The organism is Actinoplanes auranticolor (assembly GCF_018332655.1).
Classification (GTDB): Bacteria; Actinomycetota; Actinomycetes; order Mycobacteriales; family Micromonosporaceae; genus Actinoplanes; species Actinoplanes auranticolor.
Genome location: NZ_BOQL01000034.1, coordinates 58254 through 82707 on the forward strand (window position 1 = coordinate 58254; position 24454 = coordinate 82707).

The 24454-nt window shown below is 71.8% G+C and carries 26 protein-coding genes; 18 read left to right on the plus strand and 8 right to left on the minus strand.

Features of this window, described 5'->3' with window-relative positions; all coding sequences use genetic code 11:
* Positions 1–20 precede the first annotated feature (20 nt).
* Genes Aau02nite_RS21750 through Aau02nite_RS21760 form a run of 3 tightly spaced genes read left to right on the plus strand, consistent with a single transcriptional unit; the run spans position 21 to position 2691 of the window.
* Positions 21–1883 carry a DUF6311 domain-containing protein gene (locus tag Aau02nite_RS21750; RefSeq protein ID WP_212990370.1) on the plus strand — a complete coding sequence of 621 codons (1863 nt, stop codon included), beginning with the start codon at positions 21–23 and terminating at the stop codon, positions 1881–1883.
* 17 nt (positions 1884–1900) lie between these two features.
* A complete protein-coding gene (gene lipB / locus Aau02nite_RS21755) occupies positions 1901–2530 on the plus strand; it encodes a lipoyl(octanoyl) transferase LipB (RefSeq protein ID WP_212990371.1) in 630 nt (209 codons plus the stop codon).
* Positions 2527–2691 carry a peptide ABC transporter substrate-binding protein gene (locus tag Aau02nite_RS21760; RefSeq protein ID WP_212990372.1) on the plus strand — a complete coding sequence of 55 codons (165 nt, stop codon included), beginning with the start codon at positions 2527–2529 and terminating at the stop codon, positions 2689–2691. Before lipB ends, Aau02nite_RS21760 begins: the two co-directional genes overlap by 4 nt.
* Positions 2692–2757: 66 nt before the next feature.
* Here Aau02nite_RS21760 and aspS read toward each other — a convergent pair whose 3' ends face one another.
* On the minus strand, positions 2758–4071 hold the full coding sequence (aspS, locus tag Aau02nite_RS21765) for an aspartate--tRNA(Asn) ligase (RefSeq protein WP_212990373.1): 1314 nt from the start codon (positions 4069–4071) through the stop codon (positions 2758–2760).
* Between the two features lie 380 nt (positions 4072–4451).
* On the opposite strand from aspS, the gene lipA reads away from it, so the two are divergent.
* The 3 genes from lipA to Aau02nite_RS21780 all read left to right on the plus strand — a co-directional run bounded on the left by lipA (position 4452) and on the right by Aau02nite_RS21780 (position 6728).
* Positions 4452–5348 (plus strand): lipoyl synthase, encoded by an 897-nt coding sequence (lipA, locus tag Aau02nite_RS21770; RefSeq protein ID WP_212990404.1) that lies wholly within the window; start codon positions 4452–4454, stop codon positions 5346–5348.
* Positions 5349–5427: 79 nt separating this feature from the next.
* Entirely contained in the window at positions 5428–5922 is a 495-nt protein-coding gene (locus tag Aau02nite_RS21775; protein WP_212990374.1) for a SigE family RNA polymerase sigma factor, read from the plus strand.
* Positions 5919–6728: a hypothetical protein gene (locus tag Aau02nite_RS21780; protein ID WP_212990375.1), complete on the plus strand. Its 810-nt coding sequence runs from the start codon at positions 5919–5921 to the stop codon at positions 6726–6728. Before Aau02nite_RS21775 ends, Aau02nite_RS21780 begins: the two co-directional genes overlap by 4 nt.
* 3 nt (positions 6729–6731) lie before the next feature.
* Here the strand turns inward: Aau02nite_RS21780 and Aau02nite_RS47705 are convergent, their stop codons facing one another.
* Together Aau02nite_RS47705 and Aau02nite_RS21790 are read right to left on the minus strand one after the other, a co-directional pair.
* A complete protein-coding gene (locus tag Aau02nite_RS47705) occupies positions 6732–8828 on the minus strand; it encodes an RNA polymerase sigma factor (protein WP_212990376.1) in 2097 nt (698 codons plus the stop codon).
* Positions 8825–9148: a YciI family protein gene (locus Aau02nite_RS21790; protein ID WP_212990377.1), complete on the minus strand. Its 324-nt coding sequence runs from the start codon at positions 9146–9148 to the stop codon at positions 8825–8827. The genes Aau02nite_RS47705 and Aau02nite_RS21790 overlap by 4 nt, the downstream gene beginning before the upstream one ends.
* A 147-nt stretch (positions 9149–9295) precedes the next feature.
* Between Aau02nite_RS21790 and Aau02nite_RS21795 the strand changes: the two genes are divergently transcribed.
* Positions 9296–9928 (plus strand): DUF998 domain-containing protein, encoded by a 633-nt coding sequence (locus tag Aau02nite_RS21795; RefSeq protein ID WP_212990378.1) that lies wholly within the window; start codon positions 9296–9298, stop codon positions 9926–9928.
* Between the two features lie 4 nt (positions 9929–9932).
* Here Aau02nite_RS21795 and Aau02nite_RS21800 read toward each other — a convergent pair whose 3' ends face one another.
* Positions 9933–12791: a helix-turn-helix transcriptional regulator gene (locus tag Aau02nite_RS21800; RefSeq protein ID WP_246595337.1), complete on the minus strand. Its 2859-nt coding sequence runs from the start codon at positions 12789–12791 to the stop codon at positions 9933–9935.
* Between the two features lie 53 nt (positions 12792–12844).
* The gene (locus Aau02nite_RS21805; RefSeq protein ID WP_212990379.1) at positions 12845–13027 is read right to left on the minus strand and encodes a hypothetical protein; all 183 of its coding nucleotides are present in this window, start codon (positions 13025–13027) and stop codon (positions 12845–12847) included.
* A gap of 156 nt (positions 13028–13183) precedes the next feature.
* On the opposite strand from Aau02nite_RS21805, the gene Aau02nite_RS21810 reads away from it, so the two are divergent.
* From Aau02nite_RS21810 to Aau02nite_RS21825, 4 genes are all read left to right on the plus strand, one after another.
* On the plus strand, positions 13184–13876 hold the full coding sequence (locus tag Aau02nite_RS21810; protein WP_212990380.1) for a DUF4191 domain-containing protein: 693 nt from the start codon (positions 13184–13186) through the stop codon (positions 13874–13876).
* A gap of 50 nt (positions 13877–13926) precedes the next feature.
* A complete protein-coding gene (locus Aau02nite_RS21815) occupies positions 13927–14442 on the plus strand; it encodes a P-loop NTPase family protein (protein ID WP_246595338.1) in 516 nt (171 codons plus the stop codon).
* Between the two features lie 5 nt (positions 14443–14447).
* On the plus strand, positions 14448–14843 hold the full coding sequence (locus Aau02nite_RS21820; protein WP_212990381.1) for a hypothetical protein: 396 nt from the start codon (positions 14448–14450) through the stop codon (positions 14841–14843).
* Positions 14844–14938: 95 nt separating this feature from the next.
* Positions 14939–15241, plus strand: coding sequence for a hypothetical protein (locus tag Aau02nite_RS21825; RefSeq protein ID WP_212990382.1), 303 nt, complete (start codon positions 14939–14941; stop codon positions 15239–15241).
* Between the two features lie 6 nt (positions 15242–15247).
* On the opposite strand, the gene Aau02nite_RS21830 is transcribed toward Aau02nite_RS21825, so the two are convergent.
* A complete protein-coding gene (locus tag Aau02nite_RS21830; RefSeq protein WP_212990383.1) occupies positions 15248–15835 on the minus strand; it encodes a hypothetical protein in 588 nt (195 codons plus the stop codon).
* Positions 15836–15908: 73 nt separating this feature from the next.
* On the opposite strand from Aau02nite_RS21830, the gene Aau02nite_RS21835 reads away from it, so the two are divergent.
* From Aau02nite_RS21835 to Aau02nite_RS46585, 5 genes are all read left to right on the plus strand, one after another.
* Positions 15909–16106: a hypothetical protein gene (locus tag Aau02nite_RS21835; RefSeq protein ID WP_212990384.1), complete on the plus strand. Its 198-nt coding sequence runs from the start codon at positions 15909–15911 to the stop codon at positions 16104–16106.
* Between the two features lie 52 nt (positions 16107–16158).
* Entirely contained in the window at positions 16159–16407 is a 249-nt protein-coding gene (locus tag Aau02nite_RS21840) for a hypothetical protein (RefSeq protein WP_212990385.1), read from the plus strand.
* Positions 16408–16957: 550 nt separating this feature from the next.
* On the plus strand, positions 16958–17272 hold the full coding sequence (locus tag Aau02nite_RS21845) for a hypothetical protein (RefSeq protein WP_212990386.1): 315 nt from the start codon (positions 16958–16960) through the stop codon (positions 17270–17272).
* 417 nt (positions 17273–17689) lie between these two features.
* The gene (locus Aau02nite_RS21850) at positions 17690–18118 is read left to right on the plus strand and encodes a hypothetical protein (protein WP_246595339.1); all 429 of its coding nucleotides are present in this window, start codon (positions 17690–17692) and stop codon (positions 18116–18118) included.
* A gap of 196 nt (positions 18119–18314) precedes the next feature.
* Positions 18315–18467 (plus strand): hypothetical protein, encoded by a 153-nt coding sequence (locus Aau02nite_RS46585; RefSeq protein ID WP_246595340.1) that lies wholly within the window; start codon positions 18315–18317, stop codon positions 18465–18467.
* 71 nt (positions 18468–18538) lie between these two features.
* On the opposite strand, the gene glnA is transcribed toward Aau02nite_RS46585, so the two are convergent.
* Entirely contained in the window at positions 18539–19963 is a 1425-nt protein-coding gene (gene glnA / locus Aau02nite_RS21860) for a type I glutamate--ammonia ligase (RefSeq protein WP_212990387.1), read from the minus strand.
* 233 nt (positions 19964–20196) lie between these two features.
* On the opposite strand from glnA, the gene Aau02nite_RS21865 reads away from it, so the two are divergent.
* A complete protein-coding gene (locus Aau02nite_RS21865) occupies positions 20197–20619 on the plus strand; it encodes an RDD family protein (protein WP_212990388.1) in 423 nt (140 codons plus the stop codon).
* 19 nt (positions 20620–20638) lie between these two features.
* Here the strand turns inward: Aau02nite_RS21865 and Aau02nite_RS21870 are convergent, their stop codons facing one another.
* Positions 20639–21313 carry a pentapeptide repeat-containing protein gene (locus Aau02nite_RS21870; protein WP_212990389.1) on the minus strand — a complete coding sequence of 225 codons (675 nt, stop codon included), beginning with the start codon at positions 21311–21313 and terminating at the stop codon, positions 20639–20641.
* 56 nt (positions 21314–21369) lie between these two features.
* On the opposite strand from Aau02nite_RS21870, the gene Aau02nite_RS21875 reads away from it, so the two are divergent.
* Complete coding sequence (locus tag Aau02nite_RS21875; RefSeq protein WP_212990390.1) at positions 21370–24453, plus strand: AfsR/SARP family transcriptional regulator; 3084 nt, start codon at positions 21370–21372, stop codon at positions 24451–24453.
* Position 24454: the final 1 nt, after the last annotated feature.

Below are 24454 nucleotides of genomic sequence, written 5' to 3' on the forward strand. Positions count from 1 at the left end.
AGCTTGCTAACCTGCGCCTGGTGTCCGTCGTCGCCGCAGCCCCGTCAGAGCCCGCCGATCCGCCGGTCGAGTCCCCGACCCGCCGCGGCGGCCGTTCCTGGCGCCCTCATCTGATCGTCGCCGTGGTCGCCCTGGCGCTCGCCGTCTGGGTGACCAACGGGCTGTGGCGCGACCCGGCCGGGCACGTCATCGCCAAGAACGCGGGCGATCAGGCCTTCTTCGAGTGGCTGCTGGGCTACGGCGTCTACCTGCTGGGCCACGGCGCCGATCCGTTCTTCACCGACCTGATGAACACCCCGGTCGGCGTTAACCTGGCCGCCAACACCTCCATCACCGTCTACATCGTCCTGTTCTCACCGCTGACCGTCCTGGCCGGCCCCGAGATCAGCTTCGCGACGATCCTCACCCTGAACCTCGCCGCCGCGGCCTTCACCTGGTATCTGTTCCTGCGCCGCTACCTGGTGCGCCAGCCGGCCGCCGCGGCCCTGGGCGGACTGTTCTGCGGTTTCGCGCCCGGCTTCATCTCGCACGCCAACGGCCACCTGAACTGGACGGCCGGCTGGATCCCGCCGCTGGTGCTGTGGTGGGTGCTCAAGCTGCCCGAGCCGCGCCGCTGGCTGCGGCACGGCCTGATCCTCGGCGTGCTGGTGGCGGTCGGCTTCTCCATCGCCGCCGAGGGGCTGTTCTTCACCGCGCTGGCGACCGGGGTGTTCCTGGTGACCCGGTCGCTGATGCCGCACAGCCGGGCGGCGGCCCGCGCCGCGCTGCCGACCGTGCTGGCCGGGCTGGGCGTGACGGCCGCGGTCGCCGGGATCCTGCTGGCGTACCCGCTCTACATGCACTTCGCCGGGCCGCAGACCTTCAAGGGCACCGGTTTCAATCAGGCCCACTACGCCGAGGACATCGGCGCCTACCTCGGGTATCCGACCCGCTCGCTGGCCGGCTGGCTGGGGCTGGGCAGCGATCTGGCGCCGAACCCGACCGAGGAGACGTCGTTCTTCGGCCTGCCGCTGATCGTGCTGGCCGTGGCGTGCCTGGTGACGCTGCGCCGGCACGCGCGCCCCGGCCGGTTCGACACCCTGATCGGGCTCTACACGGTGGGTGCCGTCTTCCTGCTGCTGTCCCTGGGGCCGCAGCTCAAGTTCTTCAAGGACACCACCGAGATCAAGCTGCCGTACGCGGCCCTGATCGACCTGCCGCTGTTCGACTCCGCCCTGCCCGGCCGCTTCGCCCTGGTGGTGGCCTGCGTCATCGGCGTGCTGCTGGCGCTGGCCGCGGACCGCCTGCTGACCGACCCGGTGCCGCCGGTGCGCGAGCGCGCCCAGTGGGCCGCCGCCTTCGCGGTCGCGCTGGTGCCGCTGTTCCCGATGCCGGTGCTGACCGGCGAACGCGCACCCGAGCCCGCGTTCATCGCCGACGGCATCTGGAAGGAGTACGTGAGCGACGGCGGGGTGCTGACCGCGCTGCCGTTCGCGACCACCGACACCGCGGACGGGCAGCGCTGGCAGGCGTACACGATGGCCCGCGGCGGCAAGCAGTTCCGGATCCCGGACGGCTACTTCCTCGGCCCCGGCGGCCCGGAGGGGGTCGGGCAGATCGGTGCCAGCCCCCGGCAGACCGACTGGAAGTTCCTGCGCGCCGCCCTGTACGGCGAGATCGTCCCGATCGGCGACTACGACCGCGAGCAGACCCGCAACGACCTGGCCTATTGGAAGGTCGAGGCGGTGTTCCTGGCGCCGCAGGTGACCGGCTCGCAGGGCCCGGTGTTCCGGGCCGCGCTGGAGATGACCGCCACCGACCTGTTCGGCGAGCCGGAACGCGTCGGCGGCGTGCTGCTGTGGCGCATCCGCCCGGGCATCGACCCGGTGGCCCGCGGAAACTGACGGACTAGGCTGGCAGCGTGACGACTTCTACGTTGCAGGTGCTGCGTCCCGGGCTGGTCGACTACCGCGAGGCCTGGGAGACCCAGCGCCGGCTGCACGACGCCGTGGTGGCCGGCACCCAGCCGGACACGATCCTGCTGCTCGAGCATCCCAGCGTCTTCACCGCCGGCAAGCGCACCGAGCCGATGGACCGCCCGCTGGACGGCACCCCGGTGGTCGACGTCGACCGCGGCGGCAAGATCACCTGGCACGGCCCGGGCCAGCTCGTCGGCTACCCGATCGTCAAGCTCGCCGACCCGATCGACGTGGTCGCCTACGTCCGCCGCGTCGAGCAGCTGCTGATCGACGTGTGCGCGGAGTTCGGCGTCACCACGGACCGGGTCGAGGGCCGCAGCGGCGCCTGGGTGCGCGCCGACGAGCGCGGCCCGGACCGCAAGATCGCCGCGATCGGCATCCGGGTGGCCCGCGGGGTCACCCAGCACGGCTTCGCCATCAACGGCGACTGCGACCTGAGCAACTTCGACCGTTTCGTGCCGTGCGGCATCCGCGACGCGGGCGTCACGTCGCTGAGCGCGGAGCTGGGCCGGCCGGTGACGGTCGACGACCTGCTGCCGGTCGTCGAACGCCACCTGCCGGCTCTGCTTTGAGCCCCTACCGCGACCCGCGCGACAAGCGGGTCTTCGTGCCGAAGCAGGGCGGCGGGCTCGCGCTGAACTTCGGCCATCCGGTCGCCTGGTGGATCCTGGTCTGCACCACGATCGTCCCGCTGATCATCGTGGTCGGCGTGACGATCGCCGTCCTGGTCTGACGCCCGGTTCCGGGACCGGGCGCGCCGACCCGGCCGGTGCCGCCCGCGGCCCCGCGTTGCCGGCGGTCACGGCGTGACCCGGTGCCGGTCGCGGGGAAAAGCGGTGACCTCGCGGACGTTCGCGGCGCCGGTCAGCCGGGCCACGAAACGTTCCAGGCCGATCGCGAAGCCGCCGTGCGGTGGCATCCCGTACCGGAAACCGTCGAGATAGCCCCGGTAGGCCCCCGTCGGCTCCCCCCGCGCGGCCAGCGCGGCCTCGTAGTCGGCGTAGCGGTGCAGCCGCTGGCCGCCGGTGACCAGCTCGAGCCCGCGGAACAGCAGGTCGAAGCTGTTCGACCAGACCGGGTCGGACGGCTGCGGATGGGTGTAGAACGGCCGCTTGCGCATCGGATAACCGGTCACGAAGACGAACTCGGACCCGTGCTCGCGCAGCGCCCACTCCCCCAGCGCCCGCTCGTGCGCCGGGGCCAGGTCGGGCTCGTCCGCCGGCGCACCCACGATCCGCAATGCCTCCGCGAAGTGCAGCGCCGGGATCTCCGCCGGCACCTTCGGCACGGCGGCCCCGGTCCGCTCGGCCACCGTGGCCGTCATCGCCGCCACCACCTCGGTGAGCACGGCCATCACGTCGCGGTGGTCGGCGATGAAGCCCAGCTCCGCGTCCAGCGACGTGTACTGGGCCAGGTGCCGGGCCGTGTCGTGCGGCTCGGCCCGGAACACCGGCCCGACCTCGTAGACCCGCTCGAACACCCCGACCATCAGCTGCTTGTAGAACTGCGGCGACTGGGCCAGGTAGGCGGGCCGGCCGAAGTAGTCCAGCGCGAAGACGTTCGCCCCGGACTCCCCGTCCGACCGCCCCGCCACCACCCCTGACCGGACTGAAGACTCACTGGTCGATGCCACGATCTTCGGCGTGTGGATCTCGACGAAGCGGCGCTGCTCCAGCGCGGCCCGGAAGCCCGCGGCCGCGGCGGCCGCGATCCGCAGGGCACCGGCCCGGCCCGGATGCCGCAACGACAGGGCGGCCTGGTCGAGCTGGGTGGGCAGGGCCGCGGTCAGGGCGGGCCGGTGCAGATCAAAAGGCAACGGTACGGACACAGCGTTCAGGACCCGCAGCAGTGCGGGAGCGGTGAGCTCGACCCCGGCCGGCGCGGCCGGGTTGGCGGTGACAGTGCCGGTCAGCTCGACCACGGACTCCTCGCCCAGCGTCTCGATCCGGGCCCGCAGCTCGGGCTCGGTGACGACGACCTGGGTGAGCCCGGCGGCGTCCCGGACGATCAGGAACGCCACGGACTTGAGCAGCCGGCGGCGGTGGACCCAGCCGGCGACCGTGACGGTCTCGCCGGTGTGCCGGGCCAGTTCGGTGGAGAGGATGCGTTGCACGGCTTTTACCTCCTCGGTGACTGCAACGCGGCCCCAGGGAGGTGTGGGCGAGCGGGATCCTCGCGGTGCCACCACACCTTCACGCCTCGATCAGGCGCCTCTTGTCGTACCCGGCTCGGGAGTGTCTTCACGCCCCGGCACCGGGCCACCGTCACAGCTCGTGGTGGCTCTCTCGGCCGATGGGATCGGGGCGCTACTCGGTTCCGTCATCACCGTGGACGGGACCTTAACAACGCCCGGACGACCGGCAAACCGGGTTTCCCCGGCACGCGTGAGAGCACTCACAGAAACTGCTGTGTGAGCCTCACCGCCCCCGCAACGGTTGATCTTGCTTTCGGCGTAACCTCAGCCTTGTGACTATTGCTCCCGAGGGCCGCCGCATGCTGCGCATCGAGGCGCGCAACGCCGAAACTCCCATCGAGCGCAAGCCGCCGTGGATCAAAGTCAAAGCCAAGATGGGCCCGGAGTACACGCACATGCGTGGCCTCGTGCAGAAAGAGGGCCTGCACACGGTCTGCCAGGAGGCCGGCTGCCCCAACATCTACGAATGTTGGGAGGACCGCGAGGCGACCTTCCTCATCGGCGGTGACCAGTGCACCCGCCGCTGCGACTTCTGCCAGATCGACACCGGAAAGCCGGCCGAGTTCGACGCCGACGAGCCGCGCCGGGTGGGCGAGTCGGTCGCCACAATGGGCCTGAAGTACGCGACGGTCACCGGCGTGGCCCGCGACGACCTCCCGGACGGCGGCGCCTGGCTCTATGCCGAGACTGTCCGCCAGATCCACAAGCTGCAGCCCGGCTGCGGCGTCGAGCTGCTGATCCCCGACTTCAACGCGGAGCCCGACCAGCTCGCCGAGGTCTTCGGCGCGGCGCCCGAGGTCCTCGCGCACAACGTCGAGACGGTCCCCCGCATCTTCAAGCGCATCCGCCCCGGCTTCCGCTACGAGCGCTCCCTCGACGTGATCACCCAGGCCCGCGCGGCCGGCCTGGTCACCAAGAGCAACCTGATCCTGGGCATGGGCGAGGAACGCGCCGAGGTCTCCCAGGCCCTGCGCGACCTGCACGCGGCCGGCTGCGAGCTGATCACCATCACGCAGTATCTGCGCCCCACCCCCCGCCACCACCCGGTGGAGCGCTGGGTGAAGCCGGAGGAGTTCGTCGAGCTGAACGCGGAGGCCGAGGAGATCGGCTTCGCCGGCGTGATGAGCGGTCCCCTGGTCCGCTCCTCCTACCGCGCCGGCCGCCTCTACCAGCAGGCCCTCGCCGCCCGCGGCTGAGCCCTCGGCCGCCCGCTGATGCAGCGGATGCGCCGCCCCGATGCGTCTCTTGAGGTGAGGCGGATCGAGGGGGTCACGGGTGAGCTTCGAGGAGTACGTCACCGAGCAGGGCCACTCCCTGCTCCGGCTGGCGTATGTGCTGACCGGTGACGCCCACCGCGCCGAAGATCTGACGCAGACCGCTCTCACCGACGCGTACCGGCAGTGGCGGAAGGTCGCCGCCGCCCGCCAGCCCGACGCCTACGTGCGCCGGATACTGGTCAACGCCCACCTGAACTGGCACCGGCGGCGTTCGTCGACCGAACGACCGACCGACCTGGCCGGCTGGGAACCGGCGGGCACAGCCGACCCGGCCGACGGGGTCGCCGACCGCGACCAGCTGCGCCAGGTGCTGGCCACCCTCGCTCCCCGCGCCCGGACCGCGCTCGTCCTGCGCTACTACGCCGACCTCGACGACGCCGGCATCGCCGAGGCGATGGGAGTGACCGTCAGCGCCGTCCGGGCGACCACCTCCAGGGCGCTGGCCACCCTGCGCGCCAGCGGCGTCGCGGCTGCCCTGAAGGAGACGTCATGACCGACCAGCTGGAACGCGAGCTGCGGCTGCTGTTCGCCGAGGACGCCGACCGGGCGCCCGCCGCCCTGTCCCCCGCCGCGCTTGCCGCCCTCACTGCCCTCGCCCCGCCGCCCTCTCCCACCACGCCCCCCACCTTCACCGCGTCCCCCTCCCCCTCTCTCACCGCGCCGCTCACTTTCACCGCACCGCCCGCGCCCGCCGAACCGCCCGCACTCGCCGCGCTCCCTGCCGAGGGGCGACGGGTGCGCCGGTGGCGCCGGTCGCGGATCGCCTGGGGTGCGGGAAGCCTGGTGGCCGCATCGATGGCAGCCGTCGTGGGCGCGGGCGCGCTGACCAGCTCACCACCCGACGACCGGACCACCGCGCCCCCGGCCGCCCACCCGTCGGCTGACCGGCGGACCGGTGCCCTGCCCGGCGCCCCCGGCGGCTCCTGCGCCCTCGCCTACTCACCGAGAGAGGTGGCCCGCCGCGCGTTCGCCTTCGACGGCACCGTGACCGCCATCGGGACCGGCCACATCGACCGGCCGGACAGCGTCCGCAACCAGGCAGGCGTGACGTTCACCGTGCACGAATGGTTCGCCGGCGGCTCCGGCGCCACCGTCGCCGTCGACATGCCCCCACCCGACGGCTACTCCGTCTCGATGGGATACGGGCCCCCCGCCTACGGGATCGGAACCCGCCTGCTGGTCAGCGGCGAGTACGACAGGGACGGCTCCACCGTGGCCGACGCCAAGGTCTGGACCTGCGACTTCACCCGCTACTACGACGAAAGCACCGCGGACAGCTGGCGAGCGGCGACGCGCTGAGGGTCAGCGCGGCCTGAGCATGCGCAGAGTGGCGCCGGTGGCCTGCTTGAAGAGGTATTCCGCGCGCTCGTAGGAGAGCCGGCCGCGGCCGGTGTCCGGGCAACGGTCGGCCTCCGCCGGCATCCGTCCCGGGCCCGGGCGGCGGTCCGCCAGGAACAGCGGTCCCCGCGTCCGGCCCGCCAGCAGCTCGGGCAGCAGCCGTGCCGTGCCCGCCCGCCAGCTCACCCGACCGGCGCCGCCGCGGGCCCGGCGGTCGTCCAGATCAAGATCCTCGACATTCAGCCCAAGCACCGCCCGGACACCGGCGCCGGACTCGTGCAACAGCCGCCACAGGGTGCGCTCCCGCACCGCCACGTCGGCGCGCTCCCACAGCCGATCCAGATCCGGGCCGGCAAGCGCCGCGATCCGACCCCCGGTCTCCGGCCTCCGCCTGAGCCCACCCGCGAAAACCCCGGCATCCCCCAATCCCGCCGCACCCCCAGCTGCACGACCCGCCACGACTCCGGCATTCCCGGTCGCCGAAGCCGGCGCGAGACCACCAGCCGCTGCGCCGAAAGGCCGCTCCCCACCCGGCCCGGACGCCCACGCGCTGAACGAGCGGATCGCCGCCACATGCCGATTCCACGTCCGAGGCGCCGCATCCCCCCAGGCCACAACACAGGCCCGGCTCACCAGATCCGGCGTCAGCGACGACAGTGGCAAGCCTTCCCCCACCGCCCGGCCCAGCCGCGTCAGCGTCTGACCGTAGGACCGCAGCGTCGCCGGATCGAGATCGTCGCGGGCCAGGAAGGCCGCGCTCGCCTCCCCCACCGTGCGGCCGGCGGGCTCCGGCACCGTGATCTCCGCGGCCCGGCGGCGCAGGAAAGCACTCTCGGCGGCGTTGCGCGCCAGCCCCGCGGCCCGCTCGAACTCCCGGCGCGCCTCCGCCGCCCGGCCTGCCCGCAGCAGCAGGTCACCCCGCACTCCCGGCAGCAGGTGGTAGTCGCGCAACGCCGGGTCGGCCAGCAACGCGTCGGCCACCTCCAGCCCGGCCTCGGGTCCCGCCGCCATGCCGATCGCCACTGCCCGGTTCAGCTGGACGATCGGCGTCGGCAGCAGCCGGGCGAGAGCGCCGTAGAGGGCCGCGATCTGCGCCCAGTCGGTGTCGGCCGCCGTGCGGGCCTGGGCGTGACAGACGGCGATCGCCGCCTGCAGGACGTACGGTCCCGGCGTACCCCCGATCTCGCGGGCCCGGAGCATCGCGGTGAAGCCGCGCCGGATCAGCAGCTGATCCCAGCGGCCGCGGTTCTGCTCGTGCAGCTGGACCGGTTCGCCGGCCGGGCCGGTGCGCGCCGCCGAGCGGGACGCCTGGATCTCCATCAGCGCGACCAGGCCGTGCACCTCGGCCTCCTGCGGCGCGAGCTCCGCGAGCAGACGGCCCAGCCGCAGCGCGTCCAGGCACAGAGCCGGGCGGATCAGGTCGTCGCCCGAGCTCGCCGAGTAGCCCTCGTTGAAGATCAGGTAGACGACCTCCAGGACCGACGACAGCCGTGCGGCCAGGTCGTCCGCCTCCGGCAGAGCGAACGGCACCCCGGCCTCGGCCAGGGTGCGTTTCGCCGTCGCGATCCGGCGGGCCACGACCGGCTCGGTGACCAGGAACGCGCGGGCGATCTCGGCGGCGGTCAGGCCGCCGACCACCCGCAGGGTCAGCGCGACCCGCTGCTCGGTGGGCAGCAGCGGGTGGCAGGAGATGAACATCAGCCGCAGCACGTCGTCGCGTTCCGCCGCGGGCTCCGGCGGCTGGTCCTGCTCGCGGGCGTACTGCTCGGCCTTGCGGTCGTGCCGGCGGGAGCGACGGATGTGGTCGACGGCCCGGCGTTTGGCGATCGCCGTCAGCCAGGCGCCGGGATTTTCCGGTACGCCGGCAGCCGGCCACTGTTCGAGGGCGGCGACGAGCGCGTCCTGGGCCAGTTCCTCGGCCAGCCCGACGTCGTGCACGACGCGCATGAGCGCCGCCACGATCCGGGCCGACTCCAGTTTGACGACCGCGTCGATGCGGGCGTGCACGTCGGTCACCGCCGGCCCGGTGGCCGGGCCGGCGGCGGTCGGCGGGTCGGTCACGGGCCGAAGACCTGCTGGATGACGCTCTCCCCGTCACCGACGATGCGGCGGAAGCGGCGGGTCAGTTCGATGGCCTCCTCGCGGGACCGGACCTCCACCAGGGCGAAGCCGGCCACTGCCTCCTTGGCCTCGGTGAACGGGCCGTCGGTCACCGTGATCTCGTCGCCCACCGAGGTGACCCGGACACCGCCCGGCTCCAGACCCCCGGTGGCCAGCAGGACCCCGGCGGCGGTCAGCTCCTCGATGAACTTGCCCATCTCGGCGTACAGGGTCTCGTCGGCGGACTGCTCGGTGGGCCGGGTCGTCATCAGGTAGCGCATGTCCTGCTCCGTTCTCGGTGGTCGCGTTGTCGTGTGCACCAACGTCGACCAACGGATCTGACAGGTAATGGAACCATTCCCTGTCACATCGCGGAACCGACGTAGCGGCAGAACGGCAGCTTACGAAGCCACAGAGAGGCTCAGACCATGACCGCGATCGCCGCCCGTACCGTGTCCCGCACCCGTGCCCTGCTCACCTGCGCCGCCGTCGGCGGGCCGCTGTGGGCGGCCGTCGCTCTGGCCCAGGCCGCGACCCGGGACGGCTTCGACCTGACGCGGCATCCGCTCAGCATGCTCAGCAACGGCTCGCTCGGCTGGTTGCAGATCACCAATTTCGTCGTCGCCGGCGCGCTCACCATGATCGGGGCGGCCGGGCTGCGGCGGGCGCTGCCGAGCAGGTGGCTGCCCCGGCTGGTCGCGGCGAACGGGGCCGGCATGATCGCCGCCGGCATCTTCACCATGGACCCGGCGGACGGCTTCCCGGCCGGCACGCCGGCCGGGATGCCCGCGACGCTGAGCTGGCCCGGTTACGGCCACATGGCCGCGGGCACGGTCGCCTTCGCCGCGTCGATCGCCGCTTGTTACGTGCTGGCCCGGCACTTCAGCCGCGCGGGACAGCGCGCCGCCGCGGTCGGGTCCGCGGTGGCCGGCACGGCGCTGCTGGCCGGCAACCTGTGGGCGATGAGCGGCGGCGCCGCGGGATCCCTGACCCTGGCCATCGGCGCGATCACCGCGACGCTCTGGGTCTCCGGAGTCGCGGCGTGGCTGGCCCGGCGCTGAGCCGTCAGTCGTCGAGCAGTCCCAGGCGGTGCGCGACCGCGGCGGCCTCGCCGCGGCTCGCCACCGCCAGCTTCGCGATGATCCGGGAGACGTGCACGCTGGCCGTCTTCGGCGAGATGTAGAGCTGCTTGGCGATGCCGCTGTTGCTGAGCCCTTCGGCCACCAGCCGCAGCACCTCCCGTTCCCGGTCGGTCAGCGTCTCCGTACCCGTGGCGGCCGGATGCGCCGCCGAGCGCAACCCGATCCGGCGGGCCAGGGTGTCCGCCGCCTCCGTCAGCGGCCCGGCGCCCAGCGCGCCCGCCACCGCCGCCACCTCCTCGACCGCTGCTCCAGCACCCGGGCGGTCACCGGCTCCGGCCGCCGCCGTGGCCAGCCCCAGCAGCGCCTCGGCCAACGGATACCGCTGACCGTCGGCCCGCCACGCGGCCACCGCCTCCCGCCACAGCTGCGGCCGGCCGGTCAGCGTCGCGGCGACCTGCGTCGCGTACGCGCGGTCGGCGGGATAGCGCTGCGGTATCGCCCCGGCGAGCTGCCGGATCCGGGTGGCCAGCTCGTCGTCGGCCGACTCGACCGCGGCGGCGGCCGCGACGGCGAGCAAGGGCCAGCCGTAGCGCGGGCGATCGGCCAGCGTCGGCTCGTCCACCGCCGTGCGCGCCGCCGCCACCGCCCCCGCCGGGTCGCCGGTGTGCCGCGCGAGCCGGATGCGCAGCTCCAGCAGGGACAGCTTGTTCTCCCGGTGCAGGAACGGGCGGCCGAGGAACGCGATGGCCCGGTGGGCCAGCGGCTCGGCGCCCTCGTGTCCGCGGGCCAGGCGCAGCGCGGCGCGCAGCCGCATCCACGGCAGCGCGAGCGTGCCCGGCGGATCCAGCCGGGCCGCCTCCGCGCACCGGGCGTCCGCCTCGTCCCAGCGGCCCAGCGCCATCAGCGCCTCGGCGTGGTTCGCCAGCAGGAACACCCCGGTGGTGCGGTGCACCCCGACCCGGTCCGCGTACGGCACGCCCTCGGCCGCCGTGGTCGCGGACTCCTCGTAGCGGCCCAGCTCGAACAGGGTGTCGGAGACGTTCACCAGGGCACGGGCGAGGTTGGGCAGGTCGCCGGTCTCCCGGGCGCGCACCGCGGCGGCCTGCATCGCGGGCAGCGCCTCCACCGCCGACAACCGGCCGCCGCACACCTGGCCGTACGTGATGGTCGCGGACACCTGGGCGGACACGTCGCCGATCTGACGGGCGGCGGCCATGGCCTCCTCGGCCACCCGGCCGGCCTCCTCGTCGTCGACCCCACCGAGCGCGTACGCGACGTCGGCGATCAGCGTCACCCGTTCCTGCGACGGCGGCGCCGCACCCAGCAGGCGGTACGCCTCCCGGGCCTCGGCCGCGCCGTCGCTGGTGCCCGCGTTGTAGAGCAGCTTGCTGCGGCGCACGAGCAGCCGCGCCGCCCGCAACGGCTCGGCCCCGGCGTCCAGGTCGGCCAGCGCCGCCTTGGTCAGCTTGAGGGCGCGCTGGTGGTCCCCGGCGTCGATGGCGACCAGGCCGGTCTCCTCGAGCAGGTCGAGGTGGCTGGCGCCGAGCAGCTGCGCTGCCTCGGGGACCTGCTCCCACAGCTCCAGGACCCGCTCCAGCAGCCGGGCCTGCTCCGCGTACGCGTACCGCCGGCCGGCCGCCTGCGCCGCGCGACGGGCGGCGACCAGGGCCTTGGGGTGGTCGTGGGCCGCGTACCAGTGATGGGCGATCTCCGCCGGGGCGCGGCCCATCGCGACCAGGTGCGGCTCGGCCTCGACCACCTCGGCGTAGCGCGCGTGCAGCCGGGCGTGCTCCCCCGGCAGCAGGTCGTCGTGGACGGCCTCGCGCACCAGGGCGTGCCGGAACTCGTAGCCGCCGTCCGCGTCGAAGACGATCAGCTGGGCCGCGACGACGGCGCGCAGCGCGGACTCCAGGTCGGCCTCGTCGATGCCGGCAACCCGGCTGAGCAGCTCGTGACCGAACGTGGTGCCGCCGACCGCGGCCACCCGCAGCACCCGCTGGGCGGCGTCGCTGAGCTGGTCGACCCGGGTCAGCAACAGGTCGCGCAGGCTGTGCGGGATGTCGCAGCAGGTCGGGTCGGCGGACGCGGCGAACTGCTCGATGAAGAACGGGTTGCCCTGGGCGCGCTCGTGGACGGCGTCGACCGTGCGCGGCTCCGGCTCGGCGCCCAGCAGGTGGGTCAGCATCTCGGCGGTGCCGTCCCGGTCGAGGCGGTCCAGGTCGGCGCGCTGCACGCCGCGTACCCGGTCCAGCTCGGCCAGGAACGGCCGCAGCGGATGGCCGCGGTGCAGTTCATCGGTCCGGTACGTGGCCAGCAGCAGCACGTGCGGCAGCCGGGCCGAGCGGATCAGGAAGCCGATCAGGTCCCGGGTCGAGCGGTCGGCCCAGTGCAGATCCTCGATCACCAGCACCAGCGGCTGACGCTCGGAGATCCGGTCGAACAGCGCCGCGACCAGCTCGAACAGGTAGCCGCGGCGGGCCTCACCGACAGCGTCCGGTGGCGGCGGGCCCAGCTCGGGCAGCAGTCGCGCGAAGTCCTGCTCCCGCCCGTCGAGCACCTCGGGGCCGTCGGTGTGCACCAGCCGGCGCAGCGCGGCCGCAATCGGCGCGAAGGGCAGGCCCTCCTCGCCCAGCTCCAGGCACTGGCCGGTGAGCACGCGGGCGCCCTCCGCGGTGGCCACCCGGCAGAACTCCTCCACCAGGCGGGTCTTGCCGACGCCCGCCTCGCCGCCGACCAGCACGGTCGACGGCTCGGCGTTGCGGGTGCGCTTCAGGGCGTCGCGCAGCGCGGCGAGATCGGCCTCCCGGCCGACCAGGAACTCACTGCTGGCTTGCGCCGTCACGCCGTCGAGCATGTCACGCCACGGGCCCGGCGCGCCTGCCCCGAAGAGCACGGTCACGACGACGCGGACGCTCGCCCGTGCGGGGGCCGGCGGGTCGGCCAATGCCACCGGGAGCGGCGGTGCCGGCCCGCGGCGACCTCGTGGGCGAGGTGATCAGCGGCGGCGGCGCTGCGCCACTCCCGGGAGCGCTGGCGGTGCAGGTCGAGCTGGAATTCGGGGTCACTGAGCGGGAACATCACAACTCCTCGCGATCGGTCGTCCTTGCTGTCCTCGACTCTTCGCGTGAAGGTGGCGGCCCCGCATGGGGAAGGTGCCCCATATCCGCCGCCGGGCCTCCTCAGCTACGGGTCCTGGGCGAGTAAGGCACCCGGCTGACCACTACACTTTCGGGTATGGCAAAACCCCAGGAGAAGGTGTCGTTCTTCGAGCGCCTGAAGCAGATCGGCCAGGTGTTCGCGTTCACGGCGCGGCAGGACAAGTGGTTCGTCCCGCTGATCGTCGCGGCGGTGCTGATCCCGCTGGCCGTGACCGTGCTGCTCGTCCTCCTGGGCCTGGGCTGGATCTGGATCCCGATCGGCATCATGGTCACCCTGCTGGCCGCGCTGATCGTGCTCAACCTGCGGTCGAACACCGCGATGATGAACGCGGCCGAGGGCCAGCCCGGCGCCGCGGCCTCGATCATGGAGAACATGCGCGGCGACTGGCGGGTCCGCCCGGCGGCCAGCTCCACCACCCAGTTCGACATGGTGCACATCGTGATCGGCCGCCCCGGTGTGATCCTGCTGGGCGAGGGCCAGCCGCAGCGCGTCCGCAACCTGATGGGCCAGGAGAAGCGCCGCCTGTCCAAGGTCATCGGCAGCGCCCCGATGTACGACTACATGATCGGCCCGAACGAGGGCGAGCTGTCGATCCGCAAGCTCCGCACGACGGTGATGAAGCTGCCCCGCAACCTGACCGGCAAGGACGTCAACGCCCTGGACAAGCGCCTGGGCGCGCTGATGGCCCGCCCGCAGATGCCCAAGGGCGCGATCCCGAAGAACATGCGCCCGGGCGGCAAGGGCATGCGCCAGCCGCGCCCCCGCTGACCCTGCTCACCGCCGCGGATCCGCTGCCGGCGCGTCCGCAGCGGATCCTGGTGGCCGGCACCTCCGGGTCCGGCAAGACCACCCTGGCGGCCCGGATCGCCACGCTGCTGCGGATCCCGCACACGGAGATCGACGGCCTGTACCACGGCCCGGACTGGACGCCCCGGCCGAGCTTCGAGGCCGACGTGCACCGGGTGACCGCCGCGCCGGCCTGGGTCGTGGAATGGCAGTACCGCGAGGTGCGCGCCCGCCTGGTGGAGCGGGCCGACCTGCTGGTGTGGCTGGATCTCCCCCGCACCCTGGTGATGCGCCAGGTCATCCGCCGCACGGTGCTCCGCCGCCTGCGCCGCGAACAGCTGTGGAACGGCAACGTCGAAGCGCCACTGTGGACGATCCTCACGACGAAGGACCACATCGTGCGGTGGGCCTGGCAGACGCACGGCAAGACGGCGGCCAAGGTGCTGACGCTGACGCGCGAACGCCCCGGCCTCACCGTGGTCCGCCTGCGCAGCCGCGCGGAGGTCGAGCAGTGGCTGCGGGGACCGTTGCGGCAGGCCCTACGCTGACGGCCATGATCTTCAGGCCGAGTCAGACATGGCAGCGCCGGGTGGCCGAGCAGGAGGCGGCGGTCGCGGCGGGGACGCTCCCCCGGGACCAGGCGTACGCCGCCGAGCTGTGGCCGGCCGAGGCGACTGCGGCTGTCGACGTGGTGCTGACGGCGTACGCCCAGGAGATCGCCGGCCTGCCGGCTGTCACGGAGGAGGCCGCCTGGGCCGCCGTGGAGCGGGTGGTGCTCGCCCTCAACGCCGTCGACGAAGAGCAGGCCGTCATCGAAACCGGCGAGCGCGAGGAACTCTGCGAGTACATCGACGCGGTCCTGACGGAGTCGGGCGTCGACGTCACGGCGCTGACCGCCACCCGGAACCTGCACCGCAGCGAACTCACCGACGGCTGGCGCGACTGGTGAGCAAGTACTTCCAGCACGAATCTTGAACGGCTGCTCCGGCTCAGCGAGGAGCTTGCCCGCTCGATGCCACGCTGAGGGTTTGGCATACTCGCCCGATGCCGCACATGCTGTCGCCGGATGCCGCACGATTCGAGATTCGTGACGGCGTACCCGTGCTGGCCCTCGCCGTCGACGTGCCCGCCGACGCCGCGGCCGGCGAATGGTCCCTCATGAACCGGGTCACGCTGGTCGTCGTGGACGGGCCGGGGGACGAAGGATTCCTGCTGCCGCGCATGACGGCCGAGGGCGACACCGCGCCGGAGGGCTGGGATGCGGCTGTCGATCGGGCGGGCGGCAGCCAGGTCATACTGGGAGCGGACGGCGGCGCTCCGGCGGTCTTCGCTCGCAGCATCGGCTGACGGCTCTCAGTAGTACAGCGGCTGACTTCCCTCGGGGTCGGCCGGAACGACATCAAGCTGCGGGTCGCCGACGAGGATGTCAACGGCCGCCCGCTCAGCGCCGATCCCGGCCCAGTGCGGATCCACATCACCCGCGAAACACCAACGCCGATCGGCCGGCCAGACGAACGCCGGCGGCGCGACGGGCTGCCCACCGCCGAAGTCGGTCTCCCAGTGATCGACGTCGCGCAGCGCGCCCCGGAACAGGACGTAGCGACGGTGCTCCAGCTCGACCAACGGGCCGTGTAGCGCGTCCGCGGGCAGCAGGATGTCGGAGTACCCCTCCCAGACGCAGAAGTAGCACTCCTGCGCGGTGGCCGTGAACGACGCCAGCCGGTGCAGCGCCCGCCGCGCCTGCGCAATGTCCGACGGATGATCGTCGGAAAGGCCGGCATCGGCTTCTTCCTGGCCGGGCGCAGTGGGGTCCGGAAGGTAACGGAGCCGGGCGTACGCCTCGAAGCCCGCCGGCCCGAACGTGATCAGTTGCTGGTCGGCCGTCCGCGACCCGACAAGCCAACCCGCAGGAGTCGTGTCCGGACAGTAGTTGAATCTCATCGTCACTGCTCCAACCAGTTACGTTGCCGCCACCGCCCACTACGTCAGCAAGCATCAACGAAGACCAAGATCATTGGACGCCTCAGGCGCCAATCTGCTCCCCTGCGGCAACGAAACCTTCGCCGCCGCCCTCGGCTTCGCCCTGACCGCCGACGAGGAGGTCCGCTGGATCAGCGTGGGCCTGCGCTGCCTGACCGACGGCACCCTCGGCGTCTACACCGACTGGAAGATCGACTACACCCCCAGCGCCCACCTGATCACCGGCGCATGAGCTGATTTGCTCGAGAACGGAGTGTGTAGCGGGCATCACGTACTGTGAGCGCATGACACTCATGGTCTTCCTGGCAGGCATCGCCGTAGCGATCGCCTCAGTCGCCGGCTACGTCTCCTGGCGCGACCGGCGTGGCCGGGGATCGTTCGTCGACCCGTCCGTCAGCCGCGACGCTCTCGTCCAGGCGGACCGGCAAGCCGTCCGGGCCCGCTTGGCGTACGCGGAAATGCCCGTCACCGACTTCCTGCCCCTCGGCAGGGATTTCTCGCAGGCCAACCGCTCCGGAACACCCGGCGCCTGAAACAGCCGAAGCTGGGGAACGGGATTGCGGCTGCTCAAGTACGGGCGTTGATCGCGGTCGCGAGCGAGCTGCGGCTGATCGCCGACGCCATGGGCAGGAAGCGATCAGAGGTAGTCGGCTTCGCCCTGCCGGGCCGCGCCCGGGTGGTGACGGTGGAGCGCTCTGCCGAACGAATGACCTTCGCCACCCGGGCGCGGTCTGGTCGCTTCCGGTGTGCGTCGGGAGTCCAGCGGCGGCCGGCATCCCGGAGCTGCCCGGGTCCAGGGCGGGTAGCCCCGGCCGCTGGAGGCCTTCTCCGGGTTGCAGGGCCGGACGCCCTACCCGCCGGAAGCGGGGTACCCCTGACCGTGAATTCCATTGTCGAAGATCTGCTGCAACGCCCGACGGCGCCGTTGCTCCGCCGTGCGCGGTTGTCGTACCCCCCGCCTAGGGTTCGGTGCGCATATGTCGCGCTGAGAACTGAAGGTGGGAATCGACCGCACGGAGGCGGCTACCGCGCCGGCCTGGACAGACTGGTCGCACCTACAAGGAGCTAATCGAAGATCCGATTGTGGACAACAAGGAACAGCGGCTCGGAACTCGTTCCCTTGATCTAATGGAAAGCCCGGGGTTCTCACCGAGTGCCAATAAACTGATCGACTCGACGCTCTTCGCTGGGGAAGTACCATGCAGCATGATGAACATGATCGTGCCGATGCCAAGCGAGGAAATCTTCACCTACGTTGCGGCAATCGTCCACTTCTCGGAGAACGGAAGTACGTGGACCGTAAGTGATTCCCTGTCTCGAAGTCAGCCATCAGACTTTCAGGACCTACCTGAATCTGATGAGTCGGCACAGGTAATCAAAGCGATCGAAAATTGCTGAATGGCCTGCGCGCGTAGTGCTCAGCCAGTTCCAGTCCCGCCGCTAGCATCTGGGCCCTCGGGTTTCGTCATGCGCCCAGCATGCTGGACCGCGTACCACGAAGCGAGGCGTTGAGTGAACTGGTACAGGTACTGTCAACTGATACCGTCGACTCGTAAGGCATCGAACAACCGTACGACAAGCCTGACGCCTGGATCGACACTCGGCAGGTTTCCCCACGCCGCCGTGTCTTTGACAGCAACGCTGACAGCAACCGGCATGGACGAGACGGACTAGAGCCGGGCGGCAGCGGACGACCTTCCGAGGTGGCAGCCGTAGCTGGACGGCGCGCCCAGGCCTTACAAGCGAAGGGTCGATGCCTGATTCAAGGTTGCGTACTGTCGGGCATCCGATCGAAGGTCTTCACTGTCGGCGTTCGTGTCTGTACTGTCCGTCTACGTGGCATCTCGAAAATCCACAGCGCTGTGGCGCTACTGGGGCTTGATTCCCTTCGCCATCATCATCATCTCGGTGGGTACCGCAAGCGGCCTTGGCCCAGGCACGTACCTCATCCTCATCGGCCTTCTGATGTTCTACGTGCTGTTCCAGGCGCCTGTTTGGTGCGGAGCTGTCAACCGCACCAGGAGCAACGGTCCTGTTGACTATTGCCGCAACAATTCGTCAGGCCTCCTGCTCGGGTGCAGCCGGGTGCGTCAGCACAAGATGCAGAAGCTCAAGAGCTTGTGGTGGACCGCGAGGTGGCGCGAGAACACTAAGGGGTTGTGGGTCGGCCCTCCGGCGAAGCTTGCGACGCTTACCGGGCTGATCGGCACCGTTACAGGCGTCTTCGGCATGTTCAAGGGCTGAGTGACTAACTGGGTGACAAATCAGGGCCTACCAAGCCGGACGTGCATGGACGTTGGCGGACTGTTCCCCCGCTCATAACCGGTCGAGTTGCGGTTGTACGCCAGACCTGAGTGGGGTTGCCGTCGCGGTGGGGCTTCCACGGCCTGCGGCACTACTACGCGACGCTGCTGATCCATGCGGGTGCGAGCGTCAAACGGTGCAGCTGGCGCTCGGGCACTCGACGCCGACGATCACGCTGAACGAGTACGTGCATGAGTGGCCGGATGTGCTGGACCGCACCCGCGCGCTAGTCAACAGCGCTCTGGGGAAGGCGGAAGCGGCGGCCACGCCGGCTGTGGGCCGGGCATGACCGCCGCTTCGTGAGCTGTCGTCCGCGTCCCCGGCTAGAACCGGAGCCGCAGGTCAACGGGCTACATCAGGTCAGACGTTGTAGTACATCTCGAACTCGTGCGGGGTCGGGCGGAGGCGGACCGGGTCGATCTCGTTGACGCGCTTGTAGTCGATCCACGTCGAGATCAGGTCGTCGGTGAAGACGCCGCCCGCGGTCAGGAACTCGTGGTCGTTCTCCAGGGACTGCAGGACCGCGTCCAGGGAGCCCGGGACCTGCTTGACGCTGCCCCACTCCTCCGGGGGCAGGTCGTACAGGTCCTTGTCGATCGGGGCCGGGGGCTCGATCTTGTTCTTGATGCCGTCGAGGCCGGCCATCATCTGGGCCGAGAAGCTCAGGTACGGGTTCGACGACGGGTCCGGCACGCGGAACTCGACGCGCTTGGCCTTCGGATTGCTGCCCGTCACCGGGATGCGGGTGCAGGCCGAGCGGTTGCGCTGCGAGTAGACCAGGTTGACCGGGGCCTCGTAGCCGGGCACCAGACGACGGTACGAGTTGACCGTCGGGTTGGTGAACGCCAGCAGCGACGGCGCGTGGTGCAGCAGGCCGCCGATGTACCAGCGGGCCATGTCGGACAGGCCCGCGTAGCCGGTCTCGTCGTAGAACAGCGGCTCGCCGCCCAGCCACAGGGACTGGTGGGTGTGCATGCCCGAGCCGTTGTCACCGAAGAGCGGCTTCGGCATGAACGTCGCCGTCTTGCCGTGCTCCCAGGCGGTGTTCTTGATGATGTACTTGAACATCTGCATCTGGTCGCCGGCGTGCAGCAGCGTCGAGAACTTGTAGTTGATCTCGGCCTGGCCCGCGGTGCCGACCTCGTGGTGCGAACGCTCCACGGTGAAGCCGACGTCGATCAGGCGGCGCACCATGGAGTCGCGCAGGTCGGAGTAGTGGTCGATCGGTGAGACCGGGAAGTAGCCGCCCTTGTACGCGGTCTTGTAGCCGCGGTTGCCGCCCTCCTCGTCCTTGCCGGAGTTCCAGGCGCCCTCGATCGAGTCGATGTAGTAGAACGCCTGGTTGGCGGCGGTCTCGTGACGGATCGAGTCGAAGATGTAGAACTCGGCCTCGGCGCCGAAGTACGCGGTGTCGGCGATGCCGCTGGACGCGAGGTAGGTCTCGGCCTTCTTCGCCACGTTGCGCGGGTCACGCGAGTAGGCCTCCCGCGTGAACGGGTCGTGGATGAAGAAGTTCAGGGCCAGCGTCTTCTGGATGCGGAACGGGTCGACGAAGGCCGTCGTCACGTCCGGCAGCAGCATCATGTCGGACTCGTGGATGGCCTGGAACCCGCGGATCGAGGATCCGTCGAAGGCGAGGCCGTCGGTCACGACACTGTCGTCGAACGATTCCACCGGCATGTTGAAGTGCTGCATCACGCCGGGAAGGTCACAGAACCGTACGTCGACGAACTTGACGTCCTCGTCTTTGAGGTATCGCAGGAGTTCCTCGGGATTGGCGAACACACGTCCTCCTGGCACATGATTTTCGAACCGGGGCGGCGTGAGCCGCCACGAGGCTAGGCTGTCGCGACGCTATGGCCCCGTAGTTGCCCAGGCGTATCCCTATTGTTTCCGCCGTGTTACGGAGCCGGATAGCTGTCTGACGGAGCCGAAGACCATCGACGACCCTACCGCCGGTGACCCGTCGCCGGGGGCGGAAATGCCGCAACCGTACGCCCGCGACTAGTCTCGACCCCGTGGCGACAAGCGCGAACGGATCACCCACCCCGCCCGAGAAGGCGGGGGCTCTCGACCTGTCGAAGCTGCAGCCCGCCGAGTTCGGCCGCCGCTTCGCCGCGCTGCTCATCGACTGGGCGCTGTGCCTGGTCATCGCCAGTTTCTACGCCGATCCGCGGGTCGTGGCCTGGCCGCCCGTGCTGGTGCTGATCCTGTTCAACGCGCTGTTCATCGGCCTGTTCGGACAGACTCTGGGAATGTCGCTGGCCCGGATCCGCGCGGTGTCCGCGGCCGACGGCGGTGCCATCGGCATCCCGCGCGGCCTGCTGCGCGGCGTCCTGCTGGCCCTGCTGGTCCCCGCGATCATCATGGACGCCCAGCGCCGCGGCCTGCACGACCGCGCCGCCGGCTCCATCGTCGTGGCCCTGCCCAAGAGTCCGTAGCACCGGGAGAAAGCCCTGGTCAGTCCTCGGAGTCGACCTTGATGCCGAGGCCGCCGGCCAGGGTGTAGCTCAGCGCCGGCAGGTCGTCCGGGTGCACGATCGCGCCGCGCCAGCTGCCGATCCCGGCGATGCCGTCCAGCCCGCAACGCCGGAACCGGGTGCCGTCCATGGTGGCGTGGTGGAACTGGGCGCCGGTCAGGTCACACCCGGTGAAACGGGCGCCCCGCAGGTCGGCGTTGGTGAAGTCGGCCCCGGTCAGGTTGCAGCCGGTGAAGCGCACGCTGTCGAAGCCGGTGAAGCGCCAGCCGGACAGGTCCAGCCGGCACTGCTCGAAGGTCACCTCACCGAGCCGGCCGTTGGTCACGCTGAACCCGGTCATCCGCGACTCGTCGAAGGTCACCCGGCAGACGGCCCCGCCGTCGGCGCGCACGTTGGCCCAGTTCGAGACCTGCACTACGCAGTCGGTCATGGTGAGCTGGGCCAGCACCGAGGAGGACAGGTCCGCCCCGCGGAACCGGCACTGGGCGAACTCCACCGACTCCGCCTCCCGCCCGGACAGGTCGTGGCCGTCGAAGGCGACGGTGCGGAAAGCGACCTCCGGCTCGAGCTCCTGCCGGGGCTCGTCGAGGGCGGCGGGCACGGCCGGCTTGCGGGGTGCGCTCTGACGGATCGGGCTACGGCGGGCGACAGGCATCCGGCAACCCTAGGCTTGCCGGAACCGGGTCGCGGACGGGGAGCAGAATCGACGGGGTGGACATCGCGGTGCTCGGCCCGGTCGAGCTGCGGGCCGACACCGGTACGGCGGTGCCGGTTGCGGGCGCGCGTCTGCGTACCCTGCTGATCCTGCTCGCCCTCGACGCCGGCCGCGCCGTCTCCACCGACCGCCTGATCGACGGGTTGTGGGGGGCCGATCCGCCCGGCAGCGCCGCCGGGGCGCTGCAGGCGCTGGTCTCCCGGCTGCGCCGCGCCGCTCCCGGGCTGGCCGTCGCCGTCACGCCGTCCGGCTACCGCCTGGACCTCGACCGGGACGACGTCGACGCGCACCGCTTCGCGCGGCTGGTGGCGCAGGGCCGGCCGGAGGAGGCGTTGGCGCTGTGGCGGGGCCCGACGGAGTTCCCCGACGTGGCGCGGGCTGAGGCCGTACGCCTCGATGAGCTCCGTTTGACGGCCCGGCTGCAGCGGGCCGAGGCCCGGTTGCGGGCCGGCGGCGACGCCGGCCTGATCGGCGAGTTGGAGTCGCTCGCCGTGGCCCATCCGCTGCACGAGCCGCTGGCCGGACTGCTCATGCGCGCGCTGACCGCGGCCGGTCATCCCGGGCGCGCCCTGACCGTCTTCGAGCGGATCCGGGCCGAGCTGGCCGACGCCCTGGGCGCCGACCCGTCGGCGGAGCTCGCCGCGCTGCACGTGGAGACGCTGCGCGGGCAGCGCCGGCGGGTCCGGGGCAACCTGCCCGCGGAGGTGAGCAGCTTCGTGGGCCGCGAGGCGGACCTGCGGGCGGTACGCGAGCTGGTGGCCGCGCACCGGCTGGTCACCCTGATCGGTCCCGGCGGCAGCGGCAAGACCCGGCTCTCCGTGGAGGCCGGGCAGACCCTCACCGCCGGCCACCCGGACGGCGTGTGGCGCGTCGAGCTGGCGCCGCTCACCGACCCCGCCGAGGTGCCGCAGGCCATCCTGACGGCGCTGCAGCTGCGCGGCCAGTTCGTGATCAGCCTGCCCGGTGGGGCTCCCGCCGGCGACGCGGTGCCGCCGCTGACCCGGCTGACGGACGCGCTCGCCGGCAAGGAGCTGCTGCTCATCCTGGACAACTGCGAGCACCTCATCGCCGCCTCGGCCGAGGTCGCCGACGCCGTGCTGCGGGGTGCGCCGGGGCTGCGGATGCTCGCCACCAGCCGCGAGCCGCTGGGCATCGCGGGTGAGCAGCTGTGGCCGGTCGAGCCGCTCGCCCTGCCGCCGACGGACGTGCAGGCGGCGAGCTATCCGGCCGTACGCCTGCTGCTGGACCGGGCGGTCGCGGCCCGGCCCGGTTTCACGCTCGACGCCCGGACCATCGGTCCGGTGGTCCGGATCTGCCGGGCGCTGGACGGCATGCCGCTGGCCATCGAGCTGGCCGCCGCCCGGCTGCGCACGCTGCCGGTGGACCTGCTGGCCGACCGTCTGGCCGACCGGTTCCGGCTGCTCACCAACGGCAGCCGCACCGCGCTGCCCCGGCACCAGACGCTGCGGGCGGTCGTGGACTGGAGCTGGGATCTGCTCGACGACGACGAGCGGGCGCTGTGGCGGCGCTTCGCCTACTTCCACGGCGGGGCCGACGTGACCGCGGTGGAGCAGGTCTGCGGCGCGGACGTCGACCTGCTCGGCGCGCTGGTCGACAAGTCGCTGCTGGTGCTGGCCGGGGACCGCTACCGGATGCTGGAGACCATTCGCGAGTACGGCCTGGAACGCCTGGCCGAGGCCGGGGAGACCGAGCAGCTGCGCGTCGCCCACGCCCGTTACCTGCTGGCGCTGGCCGGCACCGCGGAGCCGGAGCTGCGCCGGCGTGATCAGCTCAGCTGGCTGCACCGGCTCAGCACCGAGCACGACAACCTGCACGCGGCGGTCCGGGCCGCGATCGAGGCCGGGGACGCGCGGACCGCGACGGCGCTGACCGCCCGGCTGGGCTGGTACTGGTGGCTGCGCGGGCACCGGGCCGAGGGGTGCAGGCTCGCCCGGGACGTGCTCACCCTGACCGGGGAGACGGACCCGGAGGACCGGGCGCTGGCGTACGCGTACTCGGCCCTGAACGGGCTGGAGGGCGCCGCGCCGATGGACGAGGTCAAGGGGTGGTTCCAGGCTGCCGGGCGGGAGGGCGCCGGTCCGCAGGCCGCGCATCCCGTGCTGAGGTTGCTGCGCCCGCTGTCGCTGATCTTCTCCCCGGGCGGCCGGCAGCGCAGCTTCGAGCTGGTCGAGGCGCTGTTCACCGACCCCGACCCGTGGCTGCGGTCCATCGCCCGGATGGTCGTCGCGCAGCTGCGGCTCAACTTCGGGCAGGATCCCGGCGCCGCCCGGGCCGAGCTGCGCGAGGCCCTCGACGGGTTCCGGGCGATCGGCGACCGCTGGGGTGTCGGCTTCACGCTCAGCGCGCTCGGCGACATGGCCGCGGCGCAGGGCGAGTTCGAGGACGCGGTGACCTGGCAGCGCGAGGCCCTGGCGCTGGTCCGCGAGATCGGCATCCGGGAGGACCTGCCGCAGCTCGAGATGAAGCTGGCCCATCAGCTGTGGCTGTCCGGCGACCGCGCGGAGGCGCGCCGGATGCTCAAGCGGGCCCGGGAGACGGCCGAGGAGGTCGGGCTGTCCGAGGTGCTGGCGTCGGTCGAGTACGGCTACGCCACGATCGCCCGCGAGGAGGGCTCACTGGACGAGGCCCGCGAGCGGATGGCCCGGACGGCGGAACTCATCGACAACTCCACGCACGCCCCGCAGTTCCGCGCGATGACCCGCTCGACGCGGGCGCTGATCGAGGGTGCCGCCGGTGACCTGGCCGCCGCGCACGACCTGCACCGGGGTGCGGTGGAGATCGCGGCGAAGTCGAGGGACGCGCCGGTGATGGCCCACGTCCTGGTCGGGGTGGCCGACTACGCCGTCCGGATCGGGGACCCGGCCCGGGCCGCGATGCTGCTCGGCGCGGCGGACGCGGTCCGGGGCGCACCGGACCGGTCGATGCCGGACACCGAGCGGCTCACGGTGCTGGCCCGCGCCGCCCTGGGCGACGCGGGCTACCACCAGGCCTACAGTTCGGGCACCTCGGTCACCATGGCGACCGCTGTCGAGGCCACCGGCCTGCTCCCGGGCACCTGAG